Origin of the sequence: Variovorax paradoxus, assembly GCF_040544635.1 — a bacterium.
Taxonomy (GTDB): domain Bacteria; phylum Pseudomonadota; class Gammaproteobacteria; order Burkholderiales; family Burkholderiaceae_C; genus Variovorax; species Variovorax paradoxus_R.
The window spans coordinates 76,668-93,506 of record NZ_JBEPKJ010000009.1 but is presented as its reverse complement, the minus strand read 5'-3'; the positions used below and the strand labels follow the sequence as shown (position 1 = coordinate 93,506).

The following is a 16,839-nucleotide window of genomic DNA, read 5'->3' as shown; positions in this document are numbered from 1 at the left end:
GCGCGCTCAGCTCTTCTTGATGTTCCAGAACACGTTGACCGGGGAGCGCACCACGCCGCTCACCACGCCCTTTCGGTAGGCCGTGAGCGGCTTGTATTCGCCGACGGGCGCGTAAATGCCGGTGTCGTACACGCGCTGCTGGATGGCCGTGGCCAGTTCCTTGCGCCGGGGCTCGTCGGCCGTCGCGAGGAAGTCCGATTTCAGCTGCTCCAGCTTGTCGTCGGTGGCCCAGCCGAACCAGCCCTTCTCGCCGTTGCCCGTGAGCGGTGCGTAGAACATCGGGTTCATGTTGTCGGCAATGCCCCAGCCGGTGATGAAGAGATTCCAGCCGCCCTTGTCCACCGGGTCTTTCTTGGCGCGTCGCGTCACCAGCGTGGGCCAGTCCATCGATTGCATGTCGACGTTGAAGCCGGCCTGCTTCAGCAACTGCGCCATCACCGGCGGAAACTTGTTGAGCAGCGCAAAGTCGGCCGGGTACATCAGCACGACGGGCTTGCCGTCGTAGCCCGCGTCCTTCAGCAGTGCCTTGGCTTTCTCGAACTGCGGCTTGCCGGTGAAGTAGCCGGTCTTGTCGTTGGAAAAGATCGTCCCGCACGGGTAGACCGACGCGCAGCTGTTGTAGAGCTCCTTGTGCACCATCTGGGCACGCATCAGCGCCTCCTGGTTGATGGCCATGATGGCCGCCTGCGCGATCTTCGGGTTGTCGAACGGCGGGATGACGTGGTTCAGGTGCAGCGCGAACGAGCCCTTCGGAATCGGGTTGTCGACCGTGATGGCCGGGTTGTTCTTGAGCGCGGTGTACTGCTCGGGCGGCAGCCACTCGATCATGTCGACCTCGCCGTTGGCGAGCGCATTGGCCTGCGTTTGCGCATCTTTCAGAATGATCCATTCCATGCGCTCGACGTACACGTTCTTGCCGCCCGAAGTGCCCGAGGGTGCCTCGGTGCGGGGCACATATTTGGTGTTCTTCAGGTACACGATCTTCTCGCCGGGACGGTACTCGTCCTTCTTGAAGACGTAGGGGCCCGATCCCGTGGCATCGTCGATCTGCTTGTCGGACGGGGTAGCGGCCACACGTGCCGGCATGATGAACGGCGGATTCGACGAAGGCTTGCTCAGCGCGTCGAGCACCATGCCGAAGGTGTCCTTGAAAACCAGCTTGAAGGAGTTGGCGTCGACAGCCTCGGCCTTGTCGAGCGCCGCATACATCTTCTGGCCCAGTCCGTCGCGCTGGCCCCAACGCTTGAGCGACGCCAGCACGTCTTCCGACGTCACCGGCTTGCCGTCATGAAATTCCAGGCCCTTGCGCAGCGTGAAGGTCCAGGTCTTGCCGTCTGCACTGGTGGTGTACTTGTCGACCATCTGCGGCTTGACCTTGCCCTGCTCGTCCACGCCGAAGAGCGTGTCGTACACGGCATAGCCATGGTTGCGCGTGATGAATGCGGTGGTCCAAATCGGATCGAGAATCTTCAGATCGGACTGAGGCACCACCCGCAGCACCTTGCCCGCATCTTGAGCGAACGCGCTTGCGACAGCGGCAGCGAGCACGGCGCCCACGACAACGGCTTTCAGGTTTCGTTTCGACAGCATCTTCGGTTCTCCGGTTGATAAATCGTGAGGAAAAGTCGGCAAGGGGCAAAGAACGGGGGACGCGATTCAGCCGGGCTCCTGCGCGCGTACGCAGGCCTCGGAAGATCCGATGGAGAAGAGAACAACGCGCAATGCGCTCTGTTGAAAGTCATCAAGAAGAAGGCTCCGGAAGCGCGCAAAGGTCACCCCGCGCGCTGCGCGAGCTGCCCCTGCTGTCCTTTAGCCTGAGAGATTCACCATGCACGCTCATCGCGCATGGCTTGCCCCTTCGGCGGCCGCCCTCGGAATCCTTTTGTGTTCAGGACTCCGGGCAGCGCTCTCCAGCGTTAGTCGTATATCCAGTCTGGGGACCTGAGCGTTACGGGCTGTCGCCTTCGGTAATGCACTAACTCGAAGCATCGAGCCGGCATTTCTCCTGGATGTTTTCTTCTAAGCAGAATGCGTGCCACTCGGCGTCGTGCGCACGCGAACAGAAATGAGCCGGAGGCTACTGCGGCCCGCCGCAGAAGCTCGCTCTTTCGGTGGTCTTCGCGGTGAAATGAAGGCGCGTGGTGGTCATTCCGCTTGCGGGCGTGTTCGCCGGCCACTCGCTCTGCAGCCACGTGTATTGCCAGCTGTGGGGTTCACCGGGTTTGGCGGGCTCGTCGTAAACAATGCGAAGGCTGCCGTTGCTCTCGTCGTGGCAACGCTTCGACTGCTTGTGATCCCTTTCGCTGAAGCAGGCACGGATCATCTTCGAGCACGAAAAAGGAATGCCTTCATGCACGGCCCTGGTGTCGTCGAGCGGCACGAAGTCGGCCTTGCTGAACGAGGCGCCGCCGCCCGAATACATCTCCGACACGGTCTGCAGCACGGCCACGGCCCACTGCCCTTCGGCCAGCGGGTAGAGCGCCGGCGCGAGAGACAGGCGTACGTCGGCCATGCCCGTGCCGGCGTCTTTTTTCATGATGGCCGAATAGCTGCTGAAGTCGTGCAAGCGGTTCAGCCGCCAGGTCCTGGTGTCTTTGTCGCGCTTGATGCGCGCCATGGCGAGCGGCTCGGCCGACAGCACCACATAGTCGTTTGCCGCCGCGCCGCGCAGCCGGTACAACCCAAGCGCTTGCGCGTCGCAGGGCTGCGGCAGCAACGCACACAAACGCGCGCGCCACTCCGGATCGACCGCCTGCGGCTTCCTGACCGCATCGAACACCTGCGCCGAAGGTGCGGCGAACGCGTGGCCCGTCAGCAGCACGGCAAGCGTCCAGGCAGCGGTGCGAAGGGCAGGCAGCTTGTTCATGGCCGCGATGGTAGCCAGACCCTTTGAAAGATGCTGCTACCAATTGCGGCAATCGGGCGCAACCAGTCGCAACAGCCGCAACACCAGCGTGAGCACCCGATGTTGTAGCCTTCGCGACCATGGCCGCCCCGGCCTGCAACGGAGCGACGAACAATGGCTGACAAGATTCTGGTGTTCTATGGTTCTTACCGGTCGGACCGCATGGGCATTCGCCTGGCGGACTACCTGGTGGCGAGCCTCCGGTCGCGAGGCGCCGATGCGGAGCTGATCGACGCGCAAGCTGTCGGCCTGCCCATGCTCGACCGCATGTACAAAGAGTACCCTGCGGGTACCGCGCCCGCGGCCATGGAGGCACTGGCACAGAAGATACGCGGCGCGGACGCCTTCGTCTTTGTGACCGGCGAATACAACTGGGGCCCGCAACCCGGCCTGAAGAACCTGACCGACCACTTCCTCGAAGAATGGTTCTGGCGCCCCGCTGCAATTGCCAGCTACTCGGCGGGCCGGTTTTCCGGCGTGCGCTCAGGCACCGTGTGGCATTCGATCCTGTCGGAGATGGGCATGGTCGTCATTTCGAGCACGCTGGCTGTCGGGCCTATTTCGCAGACGCTGGATGCCAGCGGCAAGCCCGCCGGCAGCGCGGGCGAATCGCTCCAGCGTTCGTTCGGCCGCTTTGCCGATGACCTGGCCTGGTGGACCGAGGCCGCGCGCGAACAGCGGGCGCGCAAGGCGCCGCCCTACTCATAAGCCAAGTGACAAGCCAAGTCGCGCGATTCAGCCCTTCCCCAGCGAAGGGCGGCCGAACAGGCTCGATGCGTTGCTGATCGGCCCGAGCTCGGCCGTCGCGGCCAGCAGCGCCGGTGCCAGGTCGTGCATGCGCTCGCTGCCGAGGCGCGTGCGGGGTCCGGCGATGCTGATGACGCCGATCACCTCCTTGCGGCGGAACACGGGCGCGGCCATGGCGGCCATGCCGGGCGCAAAGACCTCGTCGATCATCGCGTAGCCGCGCACCCGCGCCGCATGCAGAAAACCCAGCAGTGCGCGAATGGTGGTCGGCGCCTTCGGGCCGTATTCCGAGGGCGTGCCGAATCCCTGGCGCGAGACGAGCTCCAGTGCGCGTTCGTCGCTCAGCGCCATCAGCCAGGCGTGGCCGGAAGACGTGCACGACAGGCGCGCATCCATGCCCATGTCCGGGTCGTAGCGCAGCCCCGCCTGCCGCATGCCCTGCGACTTGGCGACCCAGGTGAGGCGGTCTTCGTCCACGATGGACAGCCGCACCAGTTCGCCCGAGGCCTGCGCCAGCCGCTCCAGCAGCGGCTCGGCGATGTTCACGATGCCCGCCCCGCTCAGGAAGCCCAGCCCAAGCGACACCACCTTGGTCGTCAGCACGTAGTCGCCCTGCTTGCGCGTCTGGCGCACGTAGCCGCGGCGCTGCAGGTCGGCAAGCAAGCGGTGGCAGGCGCCGAGCGGAATGTCGAGCTCGGAGGCGAGCAGCGTGAGCGGCAACCCCTGCGGATGCCGCGCAAGGTGTTCCACCACGGAAAGGCCCCGGTCGAGTGAGATGCTCATATCCTGCATTATGAAAGTTGTTTCCAATTTGGAAAGTCTTTCCTGGCGCCGCCGAAGAATCGGCCGCATGAGTTCAATCGTCTACATCCTCAACGGCCCCAACCTCAACCTGCTGGGCGTGCGCGAGCCGCATCTGTACGGCGGCACCACGCTGGCGCAGGTGGAGCAGCTGTGCCGCCGCGTCACCGGCGAACTGGGACTGGACTGCGACTTTCGCCAGACCAACCACGAAGGCGTGATGGTGGACTGGGTGCAGGAAGCCCGCGAGCAGGCTGCGGCGGTGGCCATCAATCCGGCGGGGCTGTCGTTCCGATCCATTCCGCTGCTGGATGCGCTCAAGACGCTCGAGCAGCCCATTGCGGAAGTCCACATCACCAACATCCACCGCCGCGATGCGCTCTATCAGCATTCGCTGGTGTCGCTCGCCGCCACGGGCGTGATCTGCGGCTTCGGCGCCTTCGGCTACGAGCTGGCGATCCGGGCGCTGGCGCAGCGCCTGGCGGCTGCATCGACAGCCTGAGTTCCCGCGTTCATCATCACAACACAACAGGAGACAGACACCATGACCTTTTCCATCGATCGCCGTACGCTGCTGGGCGCTGGAGCCGCGCTGGCCGCAGGCGCCGTGCTGCCGGCCCGGGCCCAGACCACACCGCCCACGCTGCGGTTCGCCGCGGTGTTTTCGGACAAGGACATTCGCGCCGACATGATGAAGATGTTCGCCAAGGACATCGAGGCCGATTTCAAGCTCGAGATGTTCCTGAACTCCACGCTGTTCCGCCAGGGCACCGAACTCGTCGCCCTGCAACGCGACAACCTGGAGATGGGCAACATCGCGCCGCAAGACATTTCAAAGCAGGTGCCGGCGTGGTCGCTGCTCACCTCGGCCTACCTGTTCCGCGACCCCGATCACCTGAGCAAGTTCTTCGCGAGCGACCTCGGCGCGCAGATGAAGAAGATGGTGGAAGACCAGGTGAAGGTGAAGATCCTCGGGCCGACCTTCTTCGGCACGCGCCACGTGGGGCTGAAGACGAAGAAGCGGGTCAGCACGCCCGCCGACCTCGCCGGCGTGAAGCTGCGCATGCCGCCCGGCGACACCTGGCAGATGCTGGGCCGCTCGCTCGGCGCCAACCCCACGCCCATGGCCTACGCCGAGACCTATACCGGCCTGCAGACGGGCGCCATCGACGGCCAGGACAATCCGCTGCCCAACGTGCAGAACATGAAGTTCAACGAGGTGATGTCGCAGATCGTGCTGACCTCGCACCTGGTGGCCTTCGACCTGCTCACGGTGAACATGAAGACCTGGCAGGGCATGACGCCCGCGAAGCAGCGCACCTTCCAGGCCGCGGCGGACAAGGCCATTGCCTGGAGCACGGCCGAGCACCAGAAGCGCGAAGCCGAGCTGGCCGAGAGCTTCCGCAAGCAGGGGCTGGAGGTGTACGTGCCCAACATCAACGCCTTTCGCGACCATGCGCAGAAGGCCTATCTCGCCTCGGACGATGCGAAGACCTGGCCGCCCGGCATGCTCGACAAGATCAATGCCATGAAGTGACGCGGCGGCCATGTTCGACCGCGTGCTGTCGCTGCTGCACCGCTTCGCCGAAGCGGTTGCGGCACTGTTTCTGGGAGTGATCTTCGTCGCGTTCATCGTGCAGATCGCATTGCGCTACCTGTTCAACTGGCCGGTGGGCTGGACCTCCGAGGTTTCGCTGGCGGCGTGGCTGTGGCTGGTGCTCTGGGGCGCGGCTTTCGTGCTGAAAGACTCCGACGAGATCCGGATGGACTTCGTCGCCGCGAATTCCGGCCCGCGCACGCGCCGCGTCGTCGGCGCCATTGCGGCGCTGGGCGTGATCGTGCTGTTCGGCATGTCGCTGCCGGCTTCGTACGCCTACGTGAGCTTCATGAAGGTCGAGAAGAGCTCGTACCTCGGCATACGCATGGACGTGATGTACGCCATCTACCTGGTGTTCGTCGTGGCCGTCATGGCCCGCAGCCTGCGCCAACTCATCCGCGGGCCCGCACCGGCGTCGGACGACTTACCTTCTTCTTCCTCATCTGCACTGTGAACTTCACCAGTCCTTTTTCGCTGGCGCTCTACGTCATCGTGGCGCTCAGTCTCCTGGGCGTGCCCATCGGCCACGCGATGATCGGCGGCTCCGTTCTCTACCTGTACCTCAAGGGCATGGACATGGGCGCCGCGGCGGAGCAGTTGCTCAACGGCACCTACTCCAGCTTTCTGATGCTGGCGATTCCGCTCTTCATCCTGGCGGCCACCATCATGAGTTCGGGCAGCATCCTGGACCGGCTGCTGCGCTTCTGCAATGCCATCGTGGGCCGCTTTCCGGGCGGCCTGGCGCAGGTGAACGTGCTGCAGAGCATCGTGTTCGCCACCATGTCGGGCTCGGCGCTGGCCGACGCGGCGGGCTCGGGCAAGCTGATGCAGGAGATGATGACCAAGGACGGCAAGTACACGCCGGGCTTTGCCGCGGCGTTGAGTGCCGTGTCGTCCGTGATCGGGCCGATCCTGCCGCCTTCCATTCCCCTGGTGCTGTATGCGCTGGTGTCCGGAACTTCGATCGGCTACCTGTTCATTGCCGGGGTGCTGCCGGGCCTGCTGCTGGGCGCGGTGCAGATGGGCCTGATCTACGTGCTGGCGCGCCGGGGCCGTTTTCCGGTCGAGCCGAGGGTGCCGCTGCGCGAGATGCCCCGCATCACCCGCGAGGCGCTGCCGGCCCTCATGCTGCCGGTCATCCTGCTGGGCTGCCTGTACAGCGGCGTGACCACGCCCACCGAAGCAGCGGGCATTGCCGCCGCGTACGCGCTGCTCATTTCCGTGGGCTTGTATCGCAGCATGCGCTGGGCGGACCTGTACCAGTCGCTGCTCTCCAGCGCACGCATGAGCATTTCCATCGGCATGCTGATCGCCGGGGCGATGGTGTTCAACTACGTCATCACCTCCGAGAACATTCCCGCGACGCTGAGCACGGCAATGAAAGGGCTGGAGCTCTCCCCGTTCGGCTTCCTGCTGCTGGTGAACCTTCTGCTGCTGGTGCTGGGCGCGTTCCTCGAAGGCTCGACGATCATCCTGATCATGCTGCCCGTGCTGCTGCCGACCGCCACTGCGCTGGGCATCGACCCCGTGCACTTCGGCGTGATGGCGGTGCTGAACATCATGATCGGGCTGGTGACACCGCCCTACGGCCTGCTGCTGTTCATGATGGCCAAGATCGCAAACGTGTCGCTGATGGTGCTGATCCGCGAGACCTTTCCTTTTCTCATGGTCATGCTGGGCGCGCTGGCACTGGTGACGGTGTGGCCGGACATGGTGCTGTTCCTGCCGAGGCTGGCGGGATATTCGGGCTGAGCGGAGCGGCCCTCGGCCGTAGGGGAATGCGCCGACGCATGTGCCGGATGCTGGCCGACAGGTCGGGCCGCCGGCCGGAGATAACGTCGAGGTTCCCCCTACTACGGCCTCTGCGAGAGGCAGACAAGATGGACCTCGACGCAGTCACCCGGCGCCTGGACGCCGCGGAGAGCCGTATATTCGCGCTGACCACATGCCTGGCTTCGGTATTGAAGTACTCGCCGCAGGCGGCTGCAGAACTTCAGGTCATTGCCAATCACCTGGACGACGCACCACCCGTCGCAGTGTCGGACGCACGCCTTTCGGCTGTGGCATCGCACATTCGGGTTGCGCTGGGCGCCGAGTGGGACGACTCCATCGAAGAAGCCAGGGAATAGGTTGCAAGAACGGACCTGAGTTCGTTCGCCTCCGCGAACCGGTCCGCTGCAGGTCTATCGTCACCGAGCCTCGGTAGGTCCGCCAGCCCGCACGACCGACAGCACCGCTTCGACCACGGCATCCGGATCTTCGAGTTGGATGTTGTGCCCTGAATTCGGCAGTACCCGATGGGTGCTTCGAGACGACCAGGTCGCCTCCTCTTCATGCAGCTGCTTCCAGATGGCCTGAACCTGCCGGCCTTGCTCGGGCGTGATCTTCATCCCCCGGAGTTCGGCCTCGGTGTACGGAGCCATCGCGGTCAGCACCACCAGCGGGCGGTTACCCAACTTCCGAAAGTCTCGCGTCTCGGCGAGCGTGCGGTCTGTGGAATCGCTCTCCGCGAGTTGCGTCGCCAACGACTTGGGCGCGTAAGCCCAAACCGCATGTGCATCGCGTGCGGACTGATGCCGCGCCTGCGGCAGAAGCACGGGGGCCGCCGCTCGCAGGATGCCGGACCATCCAAGTGCCACACCGATCCGGGACAGCATGGACCGCGACTCCGTCATGAAGCCCGCGACACGCTCGACCTGCTGCGGATGCGAGGGGTCGACAAAAACCAGCCCCGCCACCTCCGGGCCGAAATACTTGGTGAAGCTCATGGCGTAAAGAGCCCCGATAGATTGGCCCACCAGCACGAAGGGACCGTGTTCGCCCGCGTTGGCCAGCGCTGCGTGAAGGTCTTGCGCCACCTGCTTCGCGCTGTGAAGAGCGCTCGAAGAATCGCTCCACATCAGGCCCGCGCGGCTGTACGCGCAGGCGCGCGTGTGGGCGGCGATCTTCGGCTGGACGGCGGACCAGCTCAGCGAACCTTCGACGCTCAGCCCCGCCTCGAACACGACAGTGGGAGAGCCCGCGCCCCGGCAATCCAGCTGGATCCTGCGGCCGCCGATGTCGACCATTTTTCCGGGCGGAGGAAAGTCCCGGGCGGCCCGGTATTGACCGAGGCGCTCGTACACGACGCCCGCCAGGACGAGCAATGCCGCGAATGCGGCGACTCCCAGGACGATATGCATGGTTCGACGTCTGGCGGTTTTCAACAGTGAGCCTCAGAGCAGCGCATTGTGTGGCCGGAACGGCGAAGAAAGGCGAATCGCTTTCCCGGATGCCGCTCGAGCGGGCCGCCCCCCGGGGGCTTGCGCAGAATCGGGCAAGAAATCGACACGAAGCGGATAACGCTCGCAGCGGTGCTCTTTTCACAATGGCGTGGCACGAGAAGCCAAACCGGCCGATCCATCCACACCATCGAAAGAAAGGCGCACACCATGTCCACCGGCACCATCACACACCGCAGCGGCAGCACCCTCGCCGCACTCTCGCTCTCCCTGGCGATGGCTTCCGCGCCATCGCACTCGCAAACCGAGTCGGCCCGCGCGCCGACCGATCAGAACCGCTATGTCGGCATGTGGGTCACCAAGGACGGCTACATCCGCCACGAGCTGCTGCCGGGCGGCCGCTATGACGAGGCGCGCGGCAACCGCCGCAGCGCCTACCAGGGCCGCTACACGCTGCGCGGCGATCACATCGACTACGTGGACGACACCGGCTTTACGGCCGACGGCGACTTTCGCGACGGCGTGCTGTACCACGCCGGAATGGTGCTTTACCGCGAAAGTACACCGCGGCGCTGAGGCCGGACACGCGCGTTTTGCAGAATCAGGCAAGAACGCCGTTCGATCCGGATAACGCCCGCGGCACCATCGGCGCGAGACTTGTCACCATGCCGGCGCAGCGTTGCGCCATGGTTCATACCAACCAGCACGAGGAGTTTCTTATGAGCGCAATCCAGGAAAAAGTCGTCCTCATCACGGGCGCAAGCGGCGGCATCGGCGCTGCGGCCGCGCGGCTGCTCGCGCGGCGTGGCGCCAAGGTGGTGCTCGGCGCGCGGCGTACCCATCAGCTCGAAGCACTGGTGGAAGAAATCACGGCGGCCGGCGGAACGGCGAGCTTCCAGAGGCTCGACGTGACCTACCGGCCCGACGTGGAAGCGTTTGCCGAGTTTGCACTCGAGACGCATGACCGCATCGACGTGCTGGTGAACGCCGCGGGCGTGATGCCGCGCTCGCCACTGTGGACGCGCAAGATCGACGAATGGGAACTGATGATCGACGTGAACCTGCGCGGCGTGCTGCTGGGTGTTGCGGCGGTCCTCCCGACGATGCAGGAACAGGGCTGGGGCCACATCGTCAACGTGGCGCCGGTGCCCGCGGACGGCGTGTCGCCGAACTCGGCGGTGTATTGCGGCACGCAGTACGCGGTGGACGCTATCTCCGAAGGGCTGCGGCAGGAGCATGCGGGGCGGGTGCGCGTGACGGTGGTGCGCCCCGACGTGAGCGAGGCTGACAACACGCTGGCCGACCGCATTGCCGCCTGCAGCACCTTCGAGCGCATGGTCACGCGGCGGCGCATCGCGGTGCCGGCGGAAGCCGTGGCACGCTCGATTGCCGGCGCCATCGAAGGCAGCAGCATCTTGGCACCCCGGCGTCCGGCGTGGCGGCCGAAGCCGGCCGAGCACGCGTTCTGACTCTGCGGTCCGGCCGGCCGCGTCAGTAGGTCTTGTAGGGCAGGAACTTGCCCGACAGCACCACGTTGACGCGGTCTCCCTTCGGGTCGGCCTGGCGCTGGATGTCCATGCTGAAATCGATGGCGCTCATGATGCCGTCGCCGAATTCTTCATGGATCAGTTCCTTGATGGTGGTGCCATACACGCTCACCACCTCGTACCAGCGGTAGATGAGCGGATCGGTCGGAACGGGCGTGGGCAGCGAGCCCTTGTAGGGCACGACCTTGAGCCATTTCTGTTCCTCGACGGTCAGGCCGAAGATCTTGCCGATGATCTTCGCCTGCTTGTCGTCGAGCGTCATCTGCCCCAGGCATGCGGCGGTGGTCCACTCCTTGGAGAGGCCCACCTTCTTGGCCACGTCGGCCCATTGAATGCCCTTGGACACCTTCACGGTGATGATCTTCTCGGTAACGTCGTTGCGGTTCATGCGGGTTTGCTCCTGATCGAGTTGGATGGATGAAGTGAAAGTCACGACGCCTTGGCGCGCGTGACGAGGAAATCGACGATGTGGTTGCGCAGCGCGTAGTAGCCATCGAGGTGATGCAGCGAAGCGCGCGTGCGCTCGCGCGGCAGCGGGTTGACCACGGTCTCGGCGATGTTGCCGGGCCGCCAGCCGCCACCCGGCTGCTCGGCGCCGTTGGTCATCAGCAGGATGCGGTCGGCCAGCAGGATGGCTTCGTCCACGTCGTGCGTGATCATGAAAACGGTTTGCTGCGTCTGGCGCACGATGGCCATCAGCTCGTCTTGAATGGTGCCGCGCGTGAGTGCATCGAGTGCGCCGAAGGGCTCGTCGAGCAGCAACATCTTCGGCTGGATGGCAAAGGCCCGCGCAATGCCCACGCGCTGCTTCATGCCGCCCGAAAGCTGCGAGGGCTTCTTGTCGATGGCGGCCTGCAGGCCCACCATGGCCACGAAGCGCTCCACCTGCGCATCGACCTGCGCGGCCGGCCAGTCGGGCCAGCGCGAGCTCACGGCAAAGGCGATGTTCTTGCGCACGGTGAGCCACGGCATGAGCGCATGGCTCTGGAACACCACGCCGCGCTCCAGGCTCGGGCCGGCCACCTCGCGGCCGTCCATGAACACGTGGCCGGCGCTGGCCTGGTCGAGCCCGGCCAGCACGTTGAGGATGGTGGTCTTGCCGCAGCCCGAGTGGCCGATGATGCAGACGAACTCGCCGCGGTCGAGCGTGAACGACACGTCGGCGAACACGGGCCGCGCGGGCGCGAAGGCCTTGGCAAGCCCTTCGATGCGCAGGAAGCCGCCGGCGGCGGGCGATGATGGGATGGGAACAGCTGTCATGAGGGCGCCTTGTGCCGATCGATCACTCCACATAGGTCACCTTTCGCTGCAGTCCGGCAAAGGCCTGGTCCAGCAGCATGCCGACCACGCCGATCACCAGGATCGCGAAGATCACGTTGGTGAGCGAGAGGTTGTTCCACTCGTTCCACACGAAGTAGCCGATGCCCGTGCCGCCCACCAGCATTTCGGCCGCCACGATGACGAGCCACGCAATGCTCATGCTGATGCGCATGCCCGTGAGAATGGTGGGTGCCGCCGCGGGCAATATGACGCGGAACGCGCGGCGCAGCGGCTTCACTTCCAACGTGCTCGCCACGTTGAGCCATTCGCGCTTGACCGAGGCCACGCCGAAGGCGGTGTTGAGCAGCATCGGCCACACCGAGCAGATGAAGATCACGAAGATGCCGCTGACCGACGAGTCCTTGATGGTGTAGAGCGCAAGCGGCATCCACGCGAGCGGCGATATGGGCTTGAGCACCTGGATGAACGGATCGAAGGCCTTGTGCAGCAGCGGCGACATGCCGATGACAAAGCCCAGCGGCACCGCGACCACGCAGGCCAGAAGAAAGCCCAGGCCCACGCGCCCGAGCGAGTACGCCAGCTGGATGGCAATGCCCTTGTCGTTCGGCCCGTTGTCGTAGAAGGGGTTCGACAAGTGCTTCCACGCTGTCACGGCCATTTCCGCCGGCGTCGGGAAGCCCGAGCTCTTGACCTGCCCTCCCGGGTCCTTGCCGAGCATCTTCTGGTATTCGATCTGCTCGGCGGTCATGCCGGCGGGGGCGCCGTTGCCGGCCGCCGGCAGGGTGGCGAGCTGCCATACCCCGATCAGCAGCAGGAACATCAACAACGACACCAGCGCCGCCTTGAACGAGAGGATTTTCTTGCGCATGTTGTTCAAGCCATCTTGCTGATGGCAAAGCTCTTGACGTAGTCGTCGGGCTTCGCGGGGTCGAACACCTTGCCCATGATGGTGAACTTGGGGTAGGCGCCATCGGGCGCGCTCTGGCCGAGCTCCTTCATGCGCTTCTTGGCGTCGGTCAGCAGGAACACCTTCTCCGCGATCTGCTTGTAGTTGACATCGCCCTTCACATAGCCCCAGCGCTTCATCTGCGTGAGCATCCACACCGCCATCGACTGCCACGGAATCGGGTCGAAGTCGGCGCGGTCGGGCACGGTGCGGATGTTGCCCAGGCCGTCGGCAAACTTGCCGGTGAGCACCTGGTTGATCACCGTCTCCGGCTGGTTCAGGTACTGCGCGGGCGCAATCACCTTGGCGATGAGTTCACGGTTCTTCGGGTCGCGTGCCATGGCGGAGGCCGTGAGCACCGAGCGCACCAGCGCGGCGAAAGTGTTGGGATTCTTCTCGATGAACTCGGTCGAGGTTCCGAAGGCGCAGCACGGGTGACCGTTCCACAGGTCTTTGGTCAAAAGGTGCAGGAAGCCGATTTCCTCGAATACGGCGCGCTGGTTGAAGGGGTCGGGGCCCAGGTAGCCGTCGATGTTGCCGGCTCGCAGGTTGGCCACCATCTCGGGCGGCGGCACCACGCGAATCTGGATGTCGGTGTCGGGGTTCAGGCCCGCCTCGGCCACGTAGTAGCGCAACAGGAAGTTGTGCATGCTGTACTCGAAGGGCACGGCAAACTTCATGCCCTTCCACATCTTCGGATCGCGCTTGTCCTTGTGCTTGTTGGCCAGCGTAATGGCCTGGCCGTTGGTGTTCTGAATGGTGGCGACATTCATCGGCACCTGGTTCGAGCCGGCCCCCATCGAAATGGCGAGCGGCATCGGCGACAGGAAATGCGTGGCGTCGTATTCCTTGTTGAGCATCTTGTCGCGGATGAGCGCCCAGCCGGCCGTCTTCACCACCTCGACGTTGAGCCCCTGCTTCTGATAGAAGCCCAGCGGGTGCGCCATGATGAGCGGCGTGGCGCAGGTGATGGGAATGAAGCCGATCTTGAGGTTGGTCTTTTCAAGCGGCGCCTTGTCTTGCGCCATGGCCTGCAGCGTGCCCAGCGGCAGCACCGAGGCAATGGCGGCGCGCGCGGTGTTGGCGCCCACGGCACGCAGGAAATTGCGGCGCACGCTGTCGATCGGGAACAGCGCCTTCATGAGGCTGGCCTCGAGCTTGTCGTCGGGGCTGACGTCGATCTCTGCGCCGCGGCCATGATTGCGGCCGCAGGCGCAGCGCATGCTCAGTGGCCGGTCGGCGTCATAGAGATCGCAGGCGGTCGAGTCGGATGGGCTGGACATGGTGTTGCACCTCGGTGAAAAGATGCTTGCCACGATGCAAGGCGCGGGCCGGAAGCGAGGCCGAAAGGCCTATGGACTGCAGATCGTGCCGCTGCTGTCGAGGCCTTGTAGGGCTGGCACTACAAGGCAGTGCCCGCCGGCTTCGTTTTCAGGCTGCGGGCGCGGCTTTGCCGTGGCGCTCGGCATACAACGCGAGCTCCACGTCGTTCTTGGTGCCGGTCTTTTCGAGAATGCGCGCACGGTAAGTACTCACGGTGTTGGGCGCCAGGCCCAGCTGCGCACCAATTTCGCTCACGCTGTGCCCGGTACTGAGCAGGCGATACACCTGGTGCTCGCGATGCGAAAGCTGTTCGGGGCCCTGCCCCGCATTGCGGCCCACCGCCGCAGCCAGCGCTTCCGCCGTGCCGGCCGAGACATACAGGCCACCCGCCGCCACCTTGCGCACCGCACTCACCATGTCGTCGGCATCGGCGCTCTTGTTCAGGTAGCCGGAGGCACCGAGCTTGATGCAGCGCACTGCGTATTGCTTTTCGGGATAGGTGCTGAGCATCAGCACCGGCAGCGTGGGCCAGTCTTTGTGCAAGGCCTGGAGCACGTCGAGGCCGTCGCGGCCCGGCATCGCGATGTCGAGCAGCACTACGTCCAGGCCTTCGGAGCCGCCGAGTTCCTGCACGGCGGCCAGCACCTCGGGGCCGGTTTGCGCTTCGGCGCGCACGGTCATCGAGGGCAGGCCGTTGGAGAGGTCGCCGAGCATCTGCTTGAGGCCCTCGCGCACGATGCGGTGGTCGTCTCCGATGAGTACGCGGATGTCGTTCATTCGTCGGAGCCTACACCGGCAACGGCAGGTGCAGGCGGAAGGTGCTGCCCTCGCCCACATGGCTTTCGATATCGATGCGCCCGCCGAAGTGGCGCGCGCGCTCCCGCATGCCGAGCACGCCATAGGCGGTGGCCGCCTCGAAGGCCTGCGCCGGCGCGCCGATGCCATCGTCGCGCACGCTGATGCTCAAGTGCCGCTGTTGAACATCGATGCGAATGTCGAGGCTGCGCGCCCTGGCATGGCGCCCGACGTTGCTCAGCATCTCCTGGAAGATGCGAAATACCGCCATGGCCGCAGGCTCGGGAAGCTCCACGCCCGCCGGCACGTCGAGGTGCCACTGCAGCGCCAGCTCGGCCGATTGAACGAACTCATGCGCCTGCCATTCGAGCGCGGCCCACAGGCCCTGGTGGTCGAGGATGCTCGGGCGCAAGTCGGTGATGATGCGGCCCACGTTGTCGACCGCGCGTTCGATCAGTTGGCTCATGTTGCTGCACTTGCCGCGCATCTGCTCGCGCATGGCCTGCGCTGCGTCGGGTGCGCGCTCCTGCTGTTCGCCCAGGCGCTTGCCGATCCAGTTGACGTCCATCTTGAGTGCCACCAGCAGGCTGCCGAGTTCGTCGTGCACTTCGCGCGCAATGCGGGTGCGCTCGTCTTCGCGCACCTTGTCGAGCCAGGCCGAAAGCTCGCGCAACTGCACCAGCGCATCGCTGAGCTCGCGCGTACGCTCCTGCACGCGTAGGCCGAGCTCGTCCTTGGCCTGCTGCAGCGCCTCGGCCTGGCGGCGGCGCTCGGTGATGTCGACGAAGGTAATGACCGCACCGCGTACCTGCGCGCCGTCCATGATGGGGTGGCTCGAATACTCCACCGCAAAGGCGCTGCCGTCGCGGCGCCAGAACACCTCGGTGTCGATGCGGCACGGCAGGCCGCGGCGAAAGACGTTGAAGATGGGACAGTCCGTGTCGGCGTAGTGCGAGCCGTCGGGGTGCGAATGGTGCGTGAGCTCGTGCATGTTGCTGCCGATCACGTCACGCGCCTCGTGGCCCAGCATTTGCGCGCCGGCCCGGTTGATGAACATGCAATGGCCGTCGAGGTCGATGCCGAAGATTCCTTCGCCGGTGGACTCGAGCAGCAACCCCAATTGATGCTGCCAGAGCGGGTGGCTGGCGGTGGGGTTCAGTACGGGTGTCTCCATGCACCAAAAGCAAGCAACACCCGTGCCCGAAGGCCGGTCAGCGTTCCCAGCGGAACTTGCGCTCCGACTCGGCAATGGGCTGGTCGTTGATGCTCGCGTAGCGCCGCTGCATCAACCCGTTCTCCGCGAACTCCCAGTTCTCGTTGCCGTGGCTGCGAAACCATTGGCCGGCCGCGTCGTGCCATTCGTATTCGAAACGCACCGCAATGCGGTTGTCCATGAAAGCCCAGAGTGTCTTCTTCAGCCGGTAGTCGAGCTCGCGCTCCCATTTGCGGGTGAGGAAGCCGACCACCTGCTCGCGTCCGCTGACGAAATCGGCGCGGTTTCGCCATTCGGTGTCGGGCGTGTAGGCCAGGCTCACGCGGACCGGGTCGCGCGTGTTCCAGGCGTCTTCGGCGGCCTGCACTTTCTTCGTTGCGGTTTCAAGGGTAAAGGGAGGCAGCGGCGGACGGGATTCCATGGCGTTCTTTCTTTGAGGAAGGGATGGTGAAGGCCCGCAATG

19 protein-coding genes and 1 riboswitch are annotated in these 16,839 nt (G+C 64.8%); of the genes, 8 read left to right on the top strand and 11 right to left on the bottom strand.

All coding sequences use genetic code 11. The features are described 5' to 3' along the window. Window positions 1-6 precede the first annotated feature (6 nt). Together ABIC94_RS16335 and ABIC94_RS16330 are read right to left on the bottom strand one after the other, a co-directional pair. Entirely contained in the window at window positions 7-1,590 is a 1,584-nt protein-coding gene (locus ABIC94_RS16335) for an ABC transporter substrate-binding protein (RefSeq protein ID WP_354374051.1), read from the bottom strand. A 202-nt stretch (window positions 1,591-1,792) separates the two neighbouring features. Continuing rightward, window positions 1,793-1,924, bottom strand: a riboswitch (glycine riboswitch). A 153-nt stretch (window positions 1,925-2,077) separates the two neighbouring features. Then, window positions 2,078-2,866, bottom strand: coding sequence for a hypothetical protein (locus tag ABIC94_RS16330; protein ID WP_354374050.1), 789 nt, complete (start codon window positions 2,864-2,866; stop codon window positions 2,078-2,080). A 153-nt stretch (window positions 2,867-3,019) separates the two neighbouring features. Between ABIC94_RS16330 and ABIC94_RS16325 the strand changes: the two genes are divergently transcribed. Continuing rightward, window positions 3,020-3,613, top strand: coding sequence for an NADPH-dependent FMN reductase (locus ABIC94_RS16325; RefSeq protein WP_354374049.1), 594 nt, complete (start codon window positions 3,020-3,022; stop codon window positions 3,611-3,613). Window positions 3,614-3,640: 27 nt separating this feature from the next. On the opposite strand, the gene ABIC94_RS16320 is transcribed toward ABIC94_RS16325, so the two are convergent. Beyond that, window positions 3,641-4,435: an IclR family transcriptional regulator gene (locus ABIC94_RS16320; protein ID WP_354374048.1), complete on the bottom strand. Its 795-nt coding sequence runs from the start codon at window positions 4,433-4,435 to the stop codon at window positions 3,641-3,643. Between the two features lie 67 nt (window positions 4,436-4,502). On the opposite strand from ABIC94_RS16320, the gene ABIC94_RS16315 reads away from it, so the two are divergent. The 5 genes from ABIC94_RS16315 (at window position 4,503) to ABIC94_RS16295 (ending at window position 8,179) form a co-directional block, all read left to right on the top strand. Next, window positions 4,503-4,955 (top strand): type II 3-dehydroquinate dehydratase, encoded by a 453-nt coding sequence (locus tag ABIC94_RS16315; protein ID WP_354374047.1) that lies wholly within the window; start codon window positions 4,503-4,505, stop codon window positions 4,953-4,955. Between the two features lie 42 nt (window positions 4,956-4,997). Continuing rightward, window positions 4,998-5,990 carry a TRAP transporter substrate-binding protein DctP gene (gene dctP / locus ABIC94_RS16310; RefSeq protein WP_354374045.1) on the top strand — a complete coding sequence of 331 codons (993 nt, stop codon included), beginning with the start codon at window positions 4,998-5,000 and terminating at the stop codon, window positions 5,988-5,990. 10 nt (window positions 5,991-6,000) lie between these two features. Beyond that, a complete protein-coding gene (locus ABIC94_RS16305; RefSeq protein WP_354374043.1) occupies window positions 6,001-6,504 on the top strand; it encodes a TRAP transporter small permease in 504 nt (167 codons plus the stop codon). Next, window positions 6,501-7,802: a TRAP transporter large permease gene (locus ABIC94_RS16300; RefSeq protein WP_354374042.1), complete on the top strand. Its 1,302-nt coding sequence runs from the start codon at window positions 6,501-6,503 to the stop codon at window positions 7,800-7,802. The genes ABIC94_RS16305 and ABIC94_RS16300 overlap by 4 nt, the downstream gene beginning before the upstream one ends. Window positions 7,803-7,930: 128 nt before the next feature. Then, window positions 7,931-8,179 carry a hypothetical protein gene (locus ABIC94_RS16295; protein WP_354374041.1) on the top strand — a complete coding sequence of 83 codons (249 nt, stop codon included), beginning with the start codon at window positions 7,931-7,933 and terminating at the stop codon, window positions 8,177-8,179. Window positions 8,180-8,239: 60 nt separating this feature from the next. Here ABIC94_RS16295 and ABIC94_RS16290 read toward each other — a convergent pair whose 3' ends face one another. Then, a complete protein-coding gene (locus ABIC94_RS16290; protein WP_354374040.1) occupies window positions 8,240-9,232 on the bottom strand; it encodes an alpha/beta fold hydrolase in 993 nt (330 codons plus the stop codon). A 249-nt stretch (window positions 9,233-9,481) separates the two neighbouring features. Here ABIC94_RS16290 and ABIC94_RS16285 point away from each other — a divergent pair, with 249 nt between their 5' ends. Then, window positions 9,482-9,847: an Atu4866 domain-containing protein gene (locus ABIC94_RS16285; RefSeq protein ID WP_354374038.1), complete on the top strand. Its 366-nt coding sequence runs from the start codon at window positions 9,482-9,484 to the stop codon at window positions 9,845-9,847. A 143-nt stretch (window positions 9,848-9,990) separates the two neighbouring features. Beyond that, complete coding sequence (locus ABIC94_RS16280) at window positions 9,991-10,740, top strand: SDR family oxidoreductase (RefSeq protein WP_354374037.1); 750 nt, start codon at window positions 9,991-9,993, stop codon at window positions 10,738-10,740. Between the two features lie 22 nt (window positions 10,741-10,762). Here ABIC94_RS16280 and cynS read toward each other — a convergent pair whose 3' ends face one another. The 7 genes from cynS to ABIC94_RS16245 all read right to left on the bottom strand — a co-directional run bounded on the left by cynS (window position 10,763) and on the right by ABIC94_RS16245 (window position 16,797). Beyond that, window positions 10,763-11,206, bottom strand: a complete 444-nt coding sequence (cynS, locus tag ABIC94_RS16275; RefSeq protein WP_258504644.1) for a cyanase — start codon at window positions 11,204-11,206, stop codon at window positions 10,763-10,765. Between the two features lie 41 nt (window positions 11,207-11,247). Beyond that, window positions 11,248-12,078 carry an ABC transporter ATP-binding protein gene (locus ABIC94_RS16270; protein WP_354374036.1) on the bottom strand — a complete coding sequence of 277 codons (831 nt, stop codon included), beginning with the start codon at window positions 12,076-12,078 and terminating at the stop codon, window positions 11,248-11,250. Window positions 12,079-12,100: 22 nt separating this feature from the next. After that, window positions 12,101-12,967 (bottom strand): nitrate ABC transporter permease, encoded by an 867-nt coding sequence (gene ntrB, locus ABIC94_RS16265; protein WP_354374035.1) that lies wholly within the window; start codon window positions 12,965-12,967, stop codon window positions 12,101-12,103. 5 nt (window positions 12,968-12,972) lie between these two features. After that, window positions 12,973-14,328, bottom strand: coding sequence for a CmpA/NrtA family ABC transporter substrate-binding protein (locus tag ABIC94_RS16260; RefSeq protein WP_354374034.1), 1,356 nt, complete (start codon window positions 14,326-14,328; stop codon window positions 12,973-12,975). Window positions 14,329-14,476: 148 nt separating this feature from the next. Then, window positions 14,477-15,145, bottom strand: a complete 669-nt coding sequence (locus tag ABIC94_RS16255; protein ID WP_354374033.1) for a response regulator transcription factor — start codon at window positions 15,143-15,145, stop codon at window positions 14,477-14,479. A 10-nt stretch (window positions 15,146-15,155) separates the two neighbouring features. Beyond that, window positions 15,156-16,337: a sensor histidine kinase gene (locus ABIC94_RS16250; protein ID WP_354374032.1), complete on the bottom strand. Its 1,182-nt coding sequence runs from the start codon at window positions 16,335-16,337 to the stop codon at window positions 15,156-15,158. A 37-nt stretch (window positions 16,338-16,374) separates the two neighbouring features. Then, window positions 16,375-16,797 carry a nuclear transport factor 2 family protein gene (locus ABIC94_RS16245; RefSeq protein WP_354374031.1) on the bottom strand — a complete coding sequence of 141 codons (423 nt, stop codon included), beginning with the start codon at window positions 16,795-16,797 and terminating at the stop codon, window positions 16,375-16,377. Window positions 16,798-16,839: the final 42 nt, after the last annotated feature.

What these genes read in the sequence shown, in the direction of transcription:
- ABIC94_RS16280 (WP_354374037.1), top strand. Translation starts at nt 9,991, where the DNA reads ATGAGCGCAATCCAGGAAAAAGTCGTCCTCATCACGGGCGCAAGCGGC.
- ABIC94_RS16290 (WP_354374040.1), bottom strand. Translation starts at nt 9,232, where the DNA reads ATGCATATCGTCCTGGGAGTCGCCGCATTCGCGGCATTGCTCGTCCTG.
- dctP (WP_354374045.1), top strand. Translation starts at nt 4,998, where the DNA reads ATGACCTTTTCCATCGATCGCCGTACGCTGCTGGGCGCTGGAGCCGCG.
- ABIC94_RS16335 (WP_354374051.1), bottom strand. Translation starts at nt 1,590, where the DNA reads ATGCTGTCGAAACGAAACCTGAAAGCCGTTGTCGTGGGCGCCGTGCTC.
- ABIC94_RS16245 (WP_354374031.1), bottom strand. Translation starts at nt 16,797, where the DNA reads ATGGAATCCCGTCCGCCGCTGCCTCCCTTTACCCTTGAAACCGCAACG.
- ABIC94_RS16325 (WP_354374049.1), top strand. Translation starts at nt 3,020, where the DNA reads ATGGCTGACAAGATTCTGGTGTTCTATGGTTCTTACCGGTCGGACCGC.
- ABIC94_RS16330 (WP_354374050.1), bottom strand. Translation starts at nt 2,866, where the DNA reads ATGAACAAGCTGCCTGCCCTTCGCACCGCTGCCTGGACGCTTGCCGTG.
- ntrB (WP_354374035.1), bottom strand. Translation starts at nt 12,967, where the DNA reads ATGCGCAAGAAAATCCTCTCGTTCAAGGCGGCGCTGGTGTCGTTGTTG.
- ABIC94_RS16270 (WP_354374036.1), bottom strand. Translation starts at nt 12,078, where the DNA reads ATGACAGCTGTTCCCATCCCATCATCGCCCGCCGCCGGCGGCTTCCTG.
- ABIC94_RS16305 (WP_354374043.1), top strand. Translation starts at nt 6,001, where the DNA reads ATGTTCGACCGCGTGCTGTCGCTGCTGCACCGCTTCGCCGAAGCGGTT.
- ABIC94_RS16260 (WP_354374034.1), bottom strand. Translation starts at nt 14,328, where the DNA reads ATGTCCAGCCCATCCGACTCGACCGCCTGCGATCTCTATGACGCCGAC.
- cynS (WP_258504644.1), bottom strand. Translation starts at nt 11,206, where the DNA reads ATGAACCGCAACGACGTTACCGAGAAGATCATCACCGTGAAGGTGTCC.
- ABIC94_RS16295 (WP_354374041.1), top strand. Translation starts at nt 7,931, where the DNA reads ATGGACCTCGACGCAGTCACCCGGCGCCTGGACGCCGCGGAGAGCCGT.
- ABIC94_RS16315 (WP_354374047.1), top strand. Translation starts at nt 4,503, where the DNA reads ATGAGTTCAATCGTCTACATCCTCAACGGCCCCAACCTCAACCTGCTG.
- ABIC94_RS16320 (WP_354374048.1), bottom strand. Translation starts at nt 4,435, where the DNA reads ATGAGCATCTCACTCGACCGGGGCCTTTCCGTGGTGGAACACCTTGCG.
- ABIC94_RS16250 (WP_354374032.1), bottom strand. Translation starts at nt 16,337, where the DNA reads ATGGAGACACCCGTACTGAACCCCACCGCCAGCCACCCGCTCTGGCAG.
- ABIC94_RS16255 (WP_354374033.1), bottom strand. Translation starts at nt 15,145, where the DNA reads ATGAACGACATCCGCGTACTCATCGGAGACGACCACCGCATCGTGCGC.
- ABIC94_RS16285 (WP_354374038.1), top strand. Translation starts at nt 9,482, where the DNA reads ATGTCCACCGGCACCATCACACACCGCAGCGGCAGCACCCTCGCCGCA.